Origin of the sequence: Chryseolinea lacunae (genome assembly GCF_016735595.1) — a bacterium.
GTDB classification, from domain to species: domain Bacteria; phylum Bacteroidota; class Bacteroidia; order Cytophagales; family Cyclobacteriaceae; genus Chryseolinea; species Chryseolinea lacunae.
Genome location: NZ_JAERRB010000003.1, coordinates 327766 through 342748, shown reverse-complemented (window position 1 = coordinate 342748; position 14983 = coordinate 327766). Strand labels below are relative to the sequence as shown.

At 51.9% G+C, this 14983-nt stretch carries 13 protein-coding genes; 8 read left to right on the top strand and 5 right to left on the bottom strand.

From position 1 onward, the window contains the following. The first annotated feature begins 9 nt into the window (after positions 1-9). Positions 10-888, top strand: a complete 879-nt coding sequence (locus tag JI741_RS10630) for a hypothetical protein (protein ID WP_202009045.1) — start codon at positions 10-12, stop codon at positions 886-888. Positions 889-915: 27 nt separating this feature from the next. Here JI741_RS10630 and JI741_RS10625 read toward each other — a convergent pair whose 3' ends face one another. Then, on the bottom strand, positions 916-2178 hold the full coding sequence (locus JI741_RS10625) for a metal-dependent hydrolase family protein (protein WP_202009044.1): 1263 nt from the start codon (positions 2176-2178) through the stop codon (positions 916-918). 46 nt (positions 2179-2224) lie between these two features. Between JI741_RS10625 and JI741_RS10620 the strand changes: the two genes are divergently transcribed. Together JI741_RS10620 and JI741_RS10615 are read left to right on the top strand one after the other, a co-directional pair. Continuing rightward, positions 2225-3085, top strand: coding sequence for a TolB family protein (locus JI741_RS10620; protein ID WP_202009043.1), 861 nt, complete (start codon positions 2225-2227; stop codon positions 3083-3085). A 31-nt stretch (positions 3086-3116) separates the two neighbouring features. After that, positions 3117-3752 carry a deoxynucleoside kinase gene (locus JI741_RS10615; protein WP_202009042.1) on the top strand — a complete coding sequence of 212 codons (636 nt, stop codon included), beginning with the start codon at positions 3117-3119 and terminating at the stop codon, positions 3750-3752. 32 nt (positions 3753-3784) lie between these two features. On the opposite strand, the gene JI741_RS10610 is transcribed toward JI741_RS10615, so the two are convergent. Genes JI741_RS10610 through JI741_RS10600 form a run of 3 tightly spaced genes read right to left on the bottom strand, consistent with a single transcriptional unit; the run spans position 3785 to position 6090 of the window. After that, positions 3785-4702, bottom strand: coding sequence for a DMT family transporter (locus tag JI741_RS10610; protein ID WP_202009041.1), 918 nt, complete (start codon positions 4700-4702; stop codon positions 3785-3787). A gap of 3 nt (positions 4703-4705) precedes the next feature. Further along, positions 4706-5851, bottom strand: coding sequence for an aminotransferase class V-fold PLP-dependent enzyme (locus JI741_RS10605; protein ID WP_236675992.1), 1146 nt, complete (start codon positions 5849-5851; stop codon positions 4706-4708). 23 nt (positions 5852-5874) lie between these two features. After that, positions 5875-6090, bottom strand: coding sequence for a DUF2905 domain-containing protein (locus tag JI741_RS10600; RefSeq protein WP_202009040.1), 216 nt, complete (start codon positions 6088-6090; stop codon positions 5875-5877). A 49-nt stretch (positions 6091-6139) separates the two neighbouring features. Between JI741_RS10600 and JI741_RS10595 the strand changes: the two genes are divergently transcribed. From JI741_RS10595 to JI741_RS10580, 4 genes are all read left to right on the top strand, one after another. Beyond that, positions 6140-6850 carry an SAM-dependent methyltransferase gene (locus tag JI741_RS10595; protein WP_202009039.1) on the top strand — a complete coding sequence of 237 codons (711 nt, stop codon included), beginning with the start codon at positions 6140-6142 and terminating at the stop codon, positions 6848-6850. A gap of 105 nt (positions 6851-6955) precedes the next feature. After that, positions 6956-8209 carry a methionine adenosyltransferase gene (gene metK, locus JI741_RS10590; protein ID WP_202009038.1) on the top strand — a complete coding sequence of 418 codons (1254 nt, stop codon included), beginning with the start codon at positions 6956-6958 and terminating at the stop codon, positions 8207-8209. 212 nt (positions 8210-8421) lie between these two features. Continuing rightward, positions 8422-10503 (top strand): TonB-dependent receptor family protein, encoded by a 2082-nt coding sequence (locus JI741_RS10585; protein ID WP_202009037.1) that lies wholly within the window; start codon positions 8422-8424, stop codon positions 10501-10503. A gap of 8 nt (positions 10504-10511) precedes the next feature. Further along, positions 10512-11399 (top strand): fructosamine kinase family protein, encoded by an 888-nt coding sequence (locus JI741_RS10580; protein WP_202009036.1) that lies wholly within the window; start codon positions 10512-10514, stop codon positions 11397-11399. Between the two features lie 19 nt (positions 11400-11418). On the opposite strand, the gene JI741_RS10575 is transcribed toward JI741_RS10580, so the two are convergent. Continuing rightward, on the bottom strand, positions 11419-12393 hold the full coding sequence (locus tag JI741_RS10575) for a YpdA family putative bacillithiol disulfide reductase (RefSeq protein WP_202009035.1): 975 nt from the start codon (positions 12391-12393) through the stop codon (positions 11419-11421). Positions 12394-12468: 75 nt separating this feature from the next. Here JI741_RS10575 and JI741_RS10570 point away from each other — a divergent pair, with 75 nt between their 5' ends. After that, the gene (locus JI741_RS10570) at positions 12469-14871 is read left to right on the top strand and encodes an ABC transporter permease (RefSeq protein WP_202009034.1); all 2403 of its coding nucleotides are present in this window, start codon (positions 12469-12471) and stop codon (positions 14869-14871) included. The last annotated feature ends 112 nt before the right edge of the window (positions 14872-14983 follow it).

The window sequence follows — 14983 nt, the reverse complement described above, 5'->3', positions numbered from 1 at the left end:
CGAAGTGAGATGAGTAAAAAGCAACACGACAAAATGATGCAAGACCTCCAGCGGTTGTTGTCTAAACAGAATTTTCAGTCGAAGGAAGAGATGGAAAAATTTTTGGACCAATTGAAAGGTCAGGCTATCCCCGAATTTGAACCGGAGGCCTCAACACCCGAAGAGAAAGCGCAGCGGCTGGTTCACGAGGCCCGTGAGGTGGGGTTGAATCTGGAGTCGGACAAAAAAGTTTTTTCTGCCCTCAAGCTTGATCCGGATTGTGTGGAGGCCTTTGAGTTTATGGGCGACTTTGCGATGAGCGCCTTGCAACGTCTCATCTTTTATCGAAACGGCATGAACGCCGGCCGCAAAAAACTTGGGGTTGAGTTTTTCAAGGAGAACATGGGCCGCTTTTGGACAATCGCCGAAACGCGACCGTTCATGCGTTGCATGATGAACTATGCCATGTCGCTCCACGACCTCGACGAACCCGGAGCGGCGCTCAATATCCTGATGGAAATGATCCGGCTGAACCCGACCGACAACCAGGGTGTGCGCGATTTTATTTTTGTCTACAGCCTCGAGGTTTCAAAGTTTGAGATATTCGATCAGGTGGCGGCACTTTATCCCACCGATCAATCTGCCTTCACGGTCTTCACCAAGGCGCTGTATTCCTTCAAAAAGGAGGGCGACACACCGGCGGGTAGAGAGGCGGTTGAAACAGCGCGGCAGATCAACAACCACGTGGTGACGCTGCTGCTATCAAAAAAAGAATTGCCTCCTCAGGAGGAATATTTTGAACGGGGTGCAAAGAATGAAGCCGTCTATTATGCGCACCTGGCACGCGAAGCCTGGCAAAAAACACCGGGCGCCATTCAATGGCTCAATGCCATTTATCTGAAGAAGTGATTTTTTTTGTGCGTTTTCTCGCTGCTATTATTTAACGATCACGCCGTTTTTCATTACCCACTCTACTTTCCGTAAGTTAGAAATAGTTTTAGATGGATCGCCTTTCACCACCAGGATGTCGGCGAGAAAACCCGGACCGATTTTTCCCAGCGAGTCGAGGTGAAATGTTTTGGCGTTGATGCTGGTGGCGGAGCGCAGAATATCCGAGGTGTTCATACCATACTCGGCCATCAGCTCAAGCTCGTACACATTTTGTCCGTGGGCAAACACGCCCACATCGCCACCGGCGCAAATGGTGACACCGGCTTTGAGCGCGTCGGCAAACGTTTGGCGTTTCAGTTTCAACTTTGCCGGTTCGGGGTCCACACCTTTTTTCCATCCTTTATATTGGCTCACAAAAAATCCGGCCGCCAGTGTTGGGCAGAGGGCTACGCCTTTTTCTTTCATCAGCTGAAAAACTTCGGGTGTGCCGCCGTCGCCATGTTCTATGGTTTCCACGCCGGCCAGCGTGGCGCGGCGCATGCCTTCGGCGGTGGAGGCGTGGGCCACAACGGGGCGGCCACTGCTTTTTGCCGTTTCCACAATGAGCTTCAGTTCGTCGATCGAGAACGTTGGTGCGCTTTGGCCGTTCAGGCCCCAGCGATAGTCGGCATAGACTTTCACAATGTCGGCGCCCTTGCCAATCTGGTCGCGCACCACCTGCACGAGATTGTTTCCATCGGCGGGTTCGGCGCCCAGCATCACCGTGAAGTCGGTGTCGAAGCCCTTGGGTCCATAGCTGCCGGTGGCCACAATGGCGCGGCCGGCCACGAGCATGCGTGGCCCGGCAATGATGTTTTGGTCCACGGCCTGTTTCAATCCTACGTCGGCATAGCCCGCCCCTTCCGAACCGAGGTCACGCACGGTGGTGAAGCCTGCGCGTAATGTTTTGTCGAGGTGCACGGTGGCGCGGGCCACACGCAGCGCATCTGATTCTTTCATAACCTGATCGTCCCACGAGGTTTCGTTGTAGGGATGCAGCAACACGTGCGCGTGGCCTTCGATGAGGCCGGGCAACAGGGTGCACCCGGGAAGTTTCAGGGCCACTGCATCTTTGGGAACGGCGATCTGTGAAGCAGGACCGGCTGCGGCAATTTTGTTGCCTTCCACCACCACAACCCAGCCGCTGTGCGTTTGTTCGCCATCGAAAACGCGATCGGGTTGGAGCAGGTATTTTTGCTGGGCGGTGGCACCAAGACAAATCATCAAACTAATGCTGCAAAGGATTGTTTTCACTACACCATATTTCATGTTTAAAAGGTAACTTTAATTGCCAATGCACACAACAACTTTGAGAATGAGAACTTTTGCTTTTATCGCTGCGCTTTGCTGCGCCCTGAGCGCCACAGCCCAATCCGGATCGGAAATATATTTGTTCGAGCTTTCGCTGGAAAAAGACCGCATCACGCTGGTGCGTTCGGAAAACATTACGAACCGCCCGGGCTATGACAACCAACCTTTCTTTCACCCCGACAAAACATTGTTGTATTACACGGCCGCCGACTCCACCGGCAGCACCGACATTGTGGAATTCAACTATGCCAGCATGAGTCGCCGCAAGATCACGCAGACACCCGACCGTGAATATTCGCCCACGGTGACGCCCGACAAAAAATTTCTTTCGTGCATCATTCAACGCGCCGATGGCAAGCAAGACCTGGGCAAATATCCCATAGATGGTGGCACACCGGTGGTGCTCATCGACCGCCTCACCGTGGGTTATCACGCGTGGGAAAGTCCGAAGAGCATTGTGCTGTTTGTGTTGGGTGAACCGATGACGTTGCGCCGGTTTTCTTTAAAGGATGGCAAAGACGCCGTGCTGGCCGAAAACATTGGCCGTTCGCTACATGCCATTCCCAAAACCGGTGGTGTGAGCTTTGTTCAGAAAACAACGGGCGACGATTGGGCCATCAAAAAACTAACCGACAAATCGACCACCGAAGAGTTGGCCAAAACATTGCCCGGTCATGAAGACCTGGCGTGGACACCCGACGGGCGCATCATTATGAGCGATGGCGAGAAATTATTTTTCACCACACCGGGAAAAAACAGCGTGTGGAAACCTGTTGAGGTGAACAGCACATTGCCGTTGAAGGGCATCACACGGTTGGCCGTGAATGCAAAAGGCGACCGGCTGGCCGTGGTGGTTGCGGAATAATCTTTACCTTCGCGCCCTGAAAAAAGAAAGCATGTCTTACAAGCTTAAGCATATCGCCGTATGTGGCAACATTGGTTCCGGAAAAACCACGCTGGTGGAGAAACTTTCGCGGCACTATAGCTGGATTCCGTTGTTTGAATCGGTTGACCACAATCCCTACCTGCGCGACTTTTATGAAGACATGACGCGGTGGGCGTTTCACCTGCAGATTTATTTTCTGAACAGCCGCTTCAAGCAAGTGACGGAAATTCAGGGCAGTGAAAAAACCATCGTGCAGGATCGCACCATCTATGAAGATGCCTACATCTTTGCATCGAACCTGCACCAGGGTGGCCACCTGACCGACCGCGACTACCAAAGCTATCTCGATATTTTTCATTCGATGGTGAGCTATGTGAAGCCACCGGACCTGCTCATTTACCTGCGCGCAGACATTCCCAAACTTGTGCAGCAAATTCAGAAGCGTGGACGCGAATATGAATACTCCATGCGGCTGGACTACCTGCGCAAACTGAACGAACACTACGAACAATGGATCGGCGAGTACAAACTGGGCAAGCTCCTGATCATTGATGTGAACGCGTTGGATTTTGTGGAACGCATCGAAGACTTCTCCGACATTGTGGGGCGCATAGACCTGGAACTGAACAATTTGTTCGAACCTTAGCGAAAGAAACGCACCGGCGTTTCATGCAAACATCACTTCGCCTTCTTGCGGCTGATCATGAGCACACCAATCAAAATCAAAATGGTGCCGGCAATTTGCAGTGCGTGAATAGGCTCTTGCAAAAAGAAATAGGCTTGCAGGATGGTCGACACCGGACCGATGCTTCCCACGATGGCGGCATTGCTGGAACCCACACGCTTGATGCCTTCGGTGACGAGATAGGACGGAATGATCGTGCCAAAGATGGCCATGAGAAAGCTATACAAATAAGTTGACGCATCCTGGTTCCACAACGAACTTGACGAAGTGATAAAAAAATGCACCAGCACGGCGATGCCCGCGAAACTCATGGCATAGCTGTTGAACTTGGCTGCGCCCACCACAGGGATGAGCCTGCCGCTGCCCACGATATACATGGCGTAGGTGACGGCACACACAAAGATGAGCGCCGCGCCTTTATAGAAATCGGGCGACTGTCCTTCAACACGCGCTTCGCCCCAGAACGCCACGAACAAACCACCATAGGTAATGATCAACGCCAGCCATTGCTGTGGACTTATCTTCGATCGAAACACCAGCGCCGACATGAGCAACACCAACGTAGGATAAACAAAAAGCACCAGCCGTTCGATGCCGGCCGAGATATATTGAAGTCCTAAAAAATCAAGCAAGCTGCTGGCGTAATAGCCGAGACAGCCCACCACGGCAACGCCCAGCCATTGCTGACCCGTGAACCTGACGTTGTCGGTTTTTTTTGACGCCACAAAGGCCGATATGGCAAAGAACGGAAGCGAGAAAAGCATGCGCAGGGCCAGCAACGTGATGGCGTCGACAGTGGCCTCGCGATAGGCCAGTTTCACAAAGATGGCTTTGGTGGAGAAGAAGACAGAACCCAGCAAGCAAATAACAATCCCGCCCACGAAATAGGCGTACGATTTTTTTTCAGACATGCGCTAGCGCGATAAGAGAGTAGCTAATTTTTTCAAATCCTTGTCGGTGTTATAAACATTCGGTGCCACACGAATGGCATCGCCCCGGAACGACACAAAGATATTGTTCTTCTGAAGCAGTGCTTTTATTTTCTCAGCGTCTCTTCCTTGTAGTCGAATGCCAAACAAATGTTTGCTGCGCGCATCTTCGTCTTCAATCCAAAATCCTTTTTCGCGCAACAGGTTCACGGCTTCGTGGGTGATGTGGCCGCAATATTCCTGAATGTTGGCCACGCCCCAGCGGTTCAGTTGCAAGATGGATTTCTGCAACATGGGCACCAGCATGAAATTGCTGTGCTCGCCCATTTCGTAGCGCAAGGCGCCGGGCTGATAGTCGCCGTTGTATTGCGAGAGCCGTGAAAAATTTTCGCTGCCGGCGCGGTTCATCCAGCTTTCTTCGATGGGCGTGCCGTTGTCGAAATATTCACCATAGTAGGCCAGACCGATAGAGTAGGGCCCCAACAACCATTTGTAGCCGGCACACACCAGCGCGTCGGGTTGAATGCTTTGCACATCGAAGGGCAAGGCACCTACCGACTGTGTTCCGTCTATGATGAGCAACGCACCTACTTCGCGTGTGCGCTTGCGGATGGCCAGCAGGTCGAACAACGTGCCGTCTACCCAATGCACGTTGCCCAGCGCCACGGCCTTTGTGTTGCTGTCAATGGCTTCGAGGATGCGTGTGTTCCAGGTTTTGCCACGGCCTGCCAACACGTCGGGAGGGGCCACGGCTTTTATCTGGGCGCCGGTTTCTTCACACACACGTTGCCAGGGGTAGTAGTTGCTGGGAAATTGTTCGGCGGCAATCACGATGTTCTGCCCACGGCCAATGCCCAGGTTGCGCGCCACGTTGGCCATGCCATAAGACACAGACGGCACCACCACAATGCGTTTGGGATCGGGCGCGTTGACAAGCCGGGCAAATTCTTTTCGCAACACTTCGGTATCGTTAAAAAAATCTTCGGGCTTGATGTCGCCGGGGTTGCGCTTGCGCCGAAGGCTGCGCAGACCGGCCTTTTCCACATCCTTGAGCTGTGGCGACATGTAGCCACAGTTGAGATAGGTTGAGCGTTTGGAAAGCGAGAAAGCCGAACGTTTGCAAGTGAGCATGACGAAAGAGTTAAAAGATGTGTTTAGTGATTTTTGAAGCGCTGATAGAGAAACAACAGAACCGACAGCACGATGCTGACCAGGATGCTGGTGGTGAGGGGGAAGTAGAACTTGACGTTGCCCTTGTCAACAGCGATGTCGCCCGGCAACTTGCCGAGCCAGGGAAGTTTGGGCCCAAAGGTCATGACAAGGCCTGCTATGAAACAGATCACACCCACGATCATCAGCAACTTGCCCATATTATATTTTTATTCGCACCTTTAGGGTTTCAAAATTCTTTGCGCCTGCATGCCTCTCGGAAAACTATACCTCATTCCCAACATCATTGCCGACGGCACGCAGCACGTGGTGATAACGGCACAGGTTCGAAACGAGTTGCCCCACATCGCGCACTTCCTGGCCGAAGATATACGCACGGCCCGACGATACCTAAGCAGCCTTAAAATATATGAGACCATCGAAGCCCTTCACTTTGAAGTGCTGAACAAGGACACCGACCCGCGCGCGCTCGAACAGTTGTTCGCGCCCTTGCGGCAGGGACACGACCTTGGGGTGCTCTCTGAATCGGGGTGCCCGGGCGTTGCCGACCCCGGGGCGCTGGCCGTGAAGTATGCGCATGAGCAAGGCATTGTGGTGGTGCCGTTGGTGGGGCCTTCGTCGTTGTTGCTGGCCTTGATGGCTTCGGGGTTGAACGGACAACGGTTTGCGTTCCAGGGCTATTTGCCCATCGATGCTGCGGCGCAGACCAAGGCTTTGAAAGAATTTGAGAAGGAATCGAAACAGAAGAACCAGACACAAATGTTCATTGAAACGCCCTATCGGAACAACTCCCTTTTCCAGGCGATGCTAAAAAATTTAAACCCTGACACCCTTCTTTGCGTAGCAGTGGAGGTTACCGGCACTTCAGAGTCCATCCGAACCCTGCCGGTACGTCACTGGAAGAAGGTATCTGTGGAATGGCCGAAGGCGCCGGCGGTATTCTTATTTCTGGCCATTTAATTCGATTGATTTACTAGACTTTTTTCTTTCTCACAAATCGCTCTAAATTTGCCATTCGAAATTTTTCATAAAACTGTACTATAACACTTTAATCCAAAAATCCCTATGCCGTATTTATTCACCTCGGAGTCCGTTTCTGAAGGGCACCCAGACAAAGTAGCCGACCAGATCTCGGACGCCCTCATCGATTATTTCTTGGCCTATGACCCCAATTCCAAAGTGGCCTGCGAAACCCTTGTTACTACCGGTCAGGTAGTGCTAGCCGGTGAGGTGAAATCTGAAGCATACCTCGATGTGCAGGACATTGCCCGCGAAGTGATCCGCAAGATCGGATACACCAAGAGCGAATATATGTTCGAAGCCAACTCGTGCGGTATCCTTTCGGCCATCCACGAACAATCGCCCGACATCAACCAGGGTGTTGAGCGCAAGAAGAAAGAAGATCAGGGCGCTGGCGACCAAGGTATGATGTTTGGTTATGCGACCAGCGAAACCGACAACTTCATGCCCCTGGCGTTGGATCTGGCCCACCTCATTTTGCGCGAGATGGCCATCATCCGCAGAGAAGCCAAAGGCATTGACTACCTCCGTCCCGATGCCAAATCGCAGGTGACCATTGAATACGACGACGATAACAAGCCCGTTCGCATCGACACCATCGTGGTGTCTACACAACACGACGACTTCGCGAAAGACGCTGTGATGTTGAAGAAGATCAAAGAAGATGTGATCAACGTGGTGATTCCCCGTGTGAAGAAAAAACTTCCCAAGCGCGTTCAAAATCTTTTTGGCGACGACATCAAATATCACGTGAACCCCACCGGCAAATTTGTGATCGGCGGTCCTCACGGCGACACCGGTCTCACCGGTCGTAAGATCATCGTAGATACCTATGGTGGCAAAGGTGCACACGGTGGTGGTGCATTCTCCGGCAAAGATCCTTCTAAAGTAGACCGTTCGGCTGCCTACGCAACCCGTCACATCGCCAAGAACCTGGTGGCTGCCGGCGTGTGCGACGAAGTGCTGGTGCAAGTGGCCTACGCCATTGGCGTGGCACAACCTGTTGGTTTGTATGTGAACACTTATGGCACAGCTAAAGTAGGTCAGAGCGATGGCGAGATTGCCAAGAAAGTGGCCAAGATCTTCGACATGCGTCCTTACTTCATCGAGCAACGCTTTGCCCTGAGAACACCCATCTACGCCGAAACCGCTGCCTATGGTCACATGGGTCGTGAGCCTAAAGTGGTAGAGAAGATCTTCAACAAAGGCAAGAAGAGCGAATTGAAAGTGAAAGTTGAGCTTTTCCCTTGGGAGAAACTTGACTACGTGGATGCCGTGAAGAAAGCATTCAAAATATAATCATCATCCGGATTTTGTCCGGAGGGTTTTAAAAAAACGGGAGGCTGTCTTGAAAAAGGCAGCCTCTTTTGTTTGTCAAATTTTTTTTAGCGTTGCCGATCGGCCAAAATAAATTCGCAGATGCCGCTGGTGATTCATTTTTCACGCTCTTCCGAAACCCGGGACGTGGAATGAAATTCTTGGCTATCTTTCCTTACAGAATAACGATACACGTGAAAAAAACTTTACTCCCCTTTATGCTCCTGATGTTGGGTGGCCTTTTGCTCGTGCAAACCACCGCGTCGTCACAAAATCAAACAGACTCTACAAAAGTTCTCGACGCCGTGACCGTGCAGGCCTACACCTACGACCGGCCGCTCAACGAAGTGCCCGCGGCGGTGGGTGTGGTATCCACAAAAGACCTGGAGCGATTCAGCAACACGTCGCTGTTGCCGGCCGTGAACGCCATTCCGGGTGTGCGCATGGAAGAGCGTTCGCCGGGAAGTTATCGGTTCAGCGTGCGTGGAAGTTTGTTGCGTTCGCCGTTTGGTGTGCGCAATGTGAAAATGTATTGGAATGGACTGCCCCTCACCGACGGCGGCGGAAACACATACCTGAACCTTGTCGACTTTGGCGCGGTGTCGAATGCCGAGGTCATTAAAGGACCGGGTGCCAGTTTGTATGGCGCAGGTACCGGCGGCGTGGTGTTGCTCACCAAAAAAATTCCACAGGAACCACAGCTTCAACTTTCGGCGCTGGTGGGAAGCTATGGCTTGCAACGCTATCAGTTGTCGGCTAACGTGGGAACGGAAAAGGTGAAGGCCTCCATACAATACGCCCACCAGAAAGCAGACGGCTATCGCGAGCAAACCGCCATGCGACGTGATGCGTTGAATGCCGATGTTGATTTTGTGCTGAACGCGAAGAGCACATTGGCAGCCACTATTTTTTACACGGACTTGATGTATCAAACTCCGGGTGGTTTGAACAAGACGCAGTTCGAGCAAGACCCTCGCCAGGCGCGGCCACAAGCGGGGCAGACTCCCGGAGCGGTAGCACAACACGCGGCTGTGTTTAACAAAACTATTTATGCCGGGCTGGTGCACGACTATGCCTGGAACGAACATTGGTCGTCGAAGGCGGCGGTCTATGGCGCGACCACAGATTTTGAGAACCCCACCATTCGCAACGTAGAGAAAAGAGATGAAGACAACCTGGGTGGCCGACTCACCCTGCAATATGCATTCGACAAGGAAAGCTGGAATGGGAGAATTTCTTTTGGAAGCGAATACCAGTATTTCACATCGCCTGTGAAAGTATTTGCCAATGCTGCCGGTGTGGCCGGAGCCATTCAGTCGGACGACAAATTGAAATCGAACCAGCTGTTGGCCTTTGCACAAGCCGACCTTGAGCTTCCCGCGGCGTTTTTCCTGACCATTGGGGCAAGCACCAATTTTCTGAAGTATGGATACACCTCGCTCATCGTGACACCTGCTGTTGAGCAGACGCGGAAATTTGATCCCGTGTTTTCTCCCCGAGTAGCCTTGTTGAAAAAAATCACGCAGGCTGTTTCGGTCTATGGCAGTGTGAGCAAAGGATTTTCGCCGCCATCGCTGGCAGAGGTTCGTCCGTCTACTAACACCTACAACAACAGTCTCAATGCAGAACGTGGCACGAGCTATGAAGTGGGCATTCGCGGCAGTGCCCTGAACCATCAACTGGCTGCCGACATCACGGCCTATGATTTCAGCCTGAACGAAACCATCGTGATTCAACGCACCGCCGACGGCGCCGACTATTTTGTGAATGCCGGAAAAACAAAACAACGCGGCTTGGAGGCAACGCTGTCCTACACGCCAACGCTTAGTGCATCGGGGGCCATCACCTATCTTCGCTTTTGGGGAAGCTTCACCTACAACCACTATCGCTTTGACACCTATGTGCAGGACGGCGCTGATTTTTCGGGCAACCGGCTCACGGGGGTTGCACCCAACGTGGGGTTGCTGGGACTTGATGTGACAGTGAAAAAATTCTATACAAACATCACAGCGAACTATGTTGACGAAATTCCATTAAACGATGCCAACACAGAATATGCAGCGTCGTATGTGTTGTTGGGCGCGCGCGTGGGTTATCGCACATTGCTTTCGAAAAACCTGCCGTTCGAAATCTTTGCCGGTGTTGACAACGCGTTGGATAAAACCTACAGCCTTGGCAACGACCTGAACGCCGTGGGAGGCCGATATTATAATGCTGCAGCGCCGCGTCAATATTATGGTGGTGTTACCTTGAAGCCCTTCCTGAAGAAAAAATAAACCGAATCATGCTTTCTGAAGTTCCACCCGAAGTTCAACAAGGCATCATCGAATTTTTGCAGCGAGATTCGTCACCGGCAACCGTGACGAATTTTTCGTTTGTGGGTGGCGGAAGCATTAACAAAGCCGGAAAGCTGGGCACATCGGCGGGCGAATTTTTTCTGAAATGGAACGAAGCCCAAAAATTCCCCGGCATGTTCGAAGCCGAGGTGAAGGGATTGACCTTGCTGCGCGCACCGGGTGTGATTTACATTCCGAAGGTGGTTCACACCGGCGAGACAAGTTCATTTCAATATTTGCTGCTGGAGTTCATCACACCATCGGCGCGCGGAAAAAAATACTGGGAACATCTTGGTCAGCAACTGGCCGCGCTGCACCGCGTAACGGCCGCACGCTTTGGGTTGGATCATGCAAACTACATTGGCTCGCTTCCACAACACAACACACCGACCACGACATGGGTAGCGTTTTATATAGAGCAACGTCTTACCGTGCAGGTGAAGCTGGCGTGCGATGCCCACCGCGTGGATGCACGCTGGACAAAAATGTTTGAGGCTTTATACAAACGTCTTCCCGAGTTGCTTCCCGAAGAATTGCCCGCGCTGTTGCACGGCGATTTGTGGTCGGGCAACCTCCTTGCCAATGCGCAGGGCGCGCCATGTTTAGTGGACCCCGCGGTTTATTTTGGCCATCGCGAAGCAGAGCTGGCCATGACGCAACTGTTTGGTGGCTTCGACAATGAATTTTATGAAGCTTATCATCATGCCTATCCGCTTCAGCCGGGCTTCGAACGCCGCGTTGATCTCTACACACTCTATCCGCTTCTGGTGCACGTCAACCTGTTTGGCGGGTCGTATGTTGGTGCAGTGGAAAATGTTCTGAGAAAATATACGTGACGAAACTTTAGGACACGACCTACAATTTTTTCTTTAACGCATCCAGGATCATGGTGGCGTGCACGCGCGAGTTTTCGATGAACCACTTGCCGGTTTTCAGTCCGCCCACCATCACACCGGCGAGGTAAAGATTTTCCACATTTGTTTCCATGGTGTGTTCGTCATAGACCGGTGTGTGAAAAGCGTCGTTTTGAAAATGGATGCCACAGGCTTTCATGAAATCGAATGGCGGTTGATAGCCCGTCATGGCCAGTACAAAATCGTTGTCCAGAACTTTTTCGCCTTCGGGTGTTTTGATCTTCACGGTGGTGGGGAAAATTTCGAGGATCGAGGATTCGAAATAGGCTTTGATAGAACCTTCGGCGATGCGGTTTTCAATGTCGGGCCGCACCCAGTATTTCACGCTTTCGCGAATTTGTTTTTCGCGAATCACCATGGTGACGTTGGCGCCTTTGCGATACGTTTCCAGCGCCACGTCTACCGCCGAATTGGCCGCGCCTACCACCAGAATGTTTTGCGCATAGTAGGGATGTGGTTCGTCGTAGTAGTGTTTCACCTTTGGCAAATTTTCGCCGGGCACGTTCAGCAAATAGGGCAAGTCATAAAAACCAAGTGCCAGCACAATGGCTTTGGCGGTGTAGTGTCCTTTGGGTGTGGAAATTTCGTGCACACCGTTTTCGGTTTTCAACGCGGTGACGGCCTCATACAATCTGATATGCAGCTTCCATGTTGACGCCACACGGCGATAATATTCCAACGCTTCCGTGCGCACGGGCTTGGCGCCATGCGAAATGAAAGGCACCTCGCCAATCTCCAAACGATCGGACGTGGAGAAGAATGTCATGTTGAGCGGATAGTGATAGAGCGAATTAACGAGGCATCCTTTTTCAAGGATCAGATAATTCAAACCCGATTTTTTTGCTTCGATGCCGCAGGCCAAACCGATGGGTCCTGCGCCTATAATAATAAGATCGTAATCGGATTTTGAATTCATGAATAATTGTTAATTTAGTTTACATAAAGCTATGAACCGACCCCTGATAGCGATTAACTCCTTAACTTTCGACACGTGTTCCGCAATAACATCAGGGTGGCTTTTCGAAGCCTGCTCAAAAATAAGGTTTATTCCTTCATCAACGTCGGCGGTCTTTCCATCGGTATAGCTGTTTTTGTGCTGATTGTTCTCTACATCAGCTACGAAAAAAGTTTTGACCAGTTTCATGTTCGCAAAGACCACATCTATCGCGTGCAGCAAGACCGCTTCAGTCGCGGCGAACGCACGCTTCACTCGGCCATCGGCAGCTATGCAACGGGCACGGCCCTGAAGAGCTCGTTTGCCGAAGTGGAAGACCATGTGTCGCTAATAAAAGTTTCGCCCATCATTCTCTATAAGAACGAAGGCTTCAAGGAAGAGCGCACATGTTTTGCCTCCGAAAATTTCTTCCGCTATTTTTCTTTTCCCCTCATCAAAGGCGTTGATTCGCTGGTGTTGCGCGATCCCTACACCGCTGTGGTGTCGGAGTCGTTTGCCAAAAAAGTTTTTAAAGGCGAAGACCCGATCGGAAAAACACTGAGCTTCCGCGGAACATATGAATTTGATGTGGTGGGTGTATACAAAGACATGCCCGACAATTCGCATATGAAATTCGACATCATCATTTCGTATGCCACGTTCGAAAAACATCCCTACCGCGAAGTGCTGGACGCTCCCTGGCGCTACGATGGTTTGATGACCTATGTGGTGCTGCGCGACGGCGCAAACGCCAGGGCACTCGAACAAAAATTTCCCGACCTCATCATGGCACAAGCCGGCGACTGGCTGAAAGAGACCGATCAGCGCATGACGTGGCAGTTGCAACCGCTCACCAGCATTCACCTCTATTCCGACCTCAGCAACGAGCTTGAACAAAACGGCGACCATCGCTACATCGAATACATCACCTTGGTGGCCATCTTCATTCTGGTGATCGCTTGGTTCAACTATGTGGGACTGGCCACGGCAAAATCGCTGGAGCGTGCAAAAGAAGTGGGCATCCGCAAAGTGCTGGGCAGCTACCGCCTCCAACTTATCGGGCAGTTCTTGCTGGAGTCGCTTTTCCTGAACCTTGCCGCGGGGGTCATCGCGGCCGTGATGGTGTTTGCCATGATGCCCACGTTCAACAACGTGATTAGCACACAGGTAAATTTTTCGGTGCTCGACATCCGATTCTGGATGGTGATGACGGGTGTGCTGCTGGGCGGAAGCCTGGCTGCCGGGTTGTATCCCGCGTTTTTTCTGTCGGCCTTCAAACCGTCGTTGATCCTGAAGGGAAAATTTGTGGCCTCGGCTTCGGGCCGTTGGGTGCGCAAAGCCATGGTGCTGGTGCCGTTTGTGACGGCCATCGTGTTGGTGAGCTGTTTGTTCATCATCTACAAACAAATCAGTTTCCTGCGCAGCCAGGCGTTGGGCTTCGATGTGTCGCAAAAGCTGGTGATCAGAGATTCGGAAATCTATGACTCGCTGGCCAACCAGCGCGTCGATACCTATAAGAAAGAAATGATGCGCATCCCGGGAGTGGAAGCCAGCACGTATCTGAACGTGGTGCCGGGCGACCCGATCATCTACCTCATCAACGGCGTGCGTCGCCCGAAAGACGACGACTCGAAATCGTTTCAATATCAACGCATGTGGGTCGACGAAAATTTTGTGGAAGTGATGGGCCTGCAGCTGCTGGCCGGACGCAACTTCACCACGCAAAGCATTCCTCGCAAAACATTGTTTGTGAACGAGCAGGCCCTGGCCACGCTGGGTTTCGAAAAACCGGAAGATGCCATCGACGAAAAAGTTTTGTTCATGGGCGACACCGCCACGGTGATTGGTGTGGTGAACGACTTTCACCAGGAGTCGCCCAAAGATCCCATACCGCCGGTGCTCTATGCCTATCGGCCCGAAGGTGGTTTGTTCTATCTGATCAACATCGAAACAAAAGCGGCGCGGCAAGTGGTGAGCGACCTCGAAGAACTTTTCCACCACGTGTTTCCCGGCCAGCCCTTCAGCTATTATTTTCTCGACGAAAAATATGATCAGCAATACAAGCGCGACATTCAGTTCGGCAAGCTCATCGGTTTCTTTTCGGCGTTGCTGGTGTTTGTGACGGTGCTTGGCTTGTTTGGTCTGTCGGCCTACACGGCATCTGTGCGCACGCGCGAAATTGGAATACGCAAAGTGTTGGGCGCAAAAGAAAGCAGCATCGTGGTGTTGCTCTGTCGCGAATATATCGTGTTGATTTTGGCCGCCACCTGCATTGCCATACCCAGCGCGTGGTATGCCATGGACAACTGGCTGAACAGCTTTGCGCTGAAAGTGGAGCTCAAGGTGTGGATGTTTGTGTTGCCCACGCTGGTGCTTGTTTTCATAACGCTTGCCACGATCAGTTTTCAAACACTTCGCGCGGCACTCACCAATCCGGTAGATACCCTGCGTCATGAATAGAAAATAATTTCTACGGTTGCCAGTAGAATCGGGGCTCACGAAGTCGCCACACCCCTTCCAAAATGTTCGAAAACCTGTCGTAAATCACAAATTCACTTTACCTTTGCAGTCC

Coding starts and splice junctions, on each gene's coding strand:
- JI741_RS10610 (WP_202009041.1), bottom strand. CDS start 4,702: ATGTCTGAAAAAAAATCGTACGCCTATTTCGTGGGCGGGATTGTTATT.
- JI741_RS10615 (WP_202009042.1), top strand. CDS start 3,117: ATGTCTTACAAGCTTAAGCATATCGCCGTATGTGGCAACATTGGTTCC.
- JI741_RS10620 (WP_202009043.1), top strand. CDS start 2,225: ATGAGAACTTTTGCTTTTATCGCTGCGCTTTGCTGCGCCCTGAGCGCC.
- JI741_RS10630 (WP_202009045.1), top strand. CDS start 10: ATGAGTAAAAAGCAACACGACAAAATGATGCAAGACCTCCAGCGGTTG.
- JI741_RS10575 (WP_202009035.1), bottom strand. CDS start 12,393: ATGAATTCAAAATCCGATTACGATCTTATTATTATAGGCGCAGGACCC.
- JI741_RS10625 (WP_202009044.1), bottom strand. CDS start 2,178: ATGAAATATGGTGTAGTGAAAACAATCCTTTGCAGCATTAGTTTGATG.
- JI741_RS10595 (WP_202009039.1), top strand. CDS start 6,140: ATGCCTCTCGGAAAACTATACCTCATTCCCAACATCATTGCCGACGGC.
- metK (WP_202009038.1), top strand. CDS start 6,956: ATGCCGTATTTATTCACCTCGGAGTCCGTTTCTGAAGGGCACCCAGAC.
- JI741_RS10600 (WP_202009040.1), bottom strand. CDS start 6,090: ATGGGCAAGTTGCTGATGATCGTGGGTGTGATCTGTTTCATAGCAGGC.
- JI741_RS10605 (WP_236675992.1), bottom strand. CDS start 5,851: ATGCTCACTTGCAAACGTTCGGCTTTCTCGCTTTCCAAACGCTCAACC.
- JI741_RS10580 (WP_202009036.1), top strand. CDS start 10,512: ATGCTTTCTGAAGTTCCACCCGAAGTTCAACAAGGCATCATCGAATTT.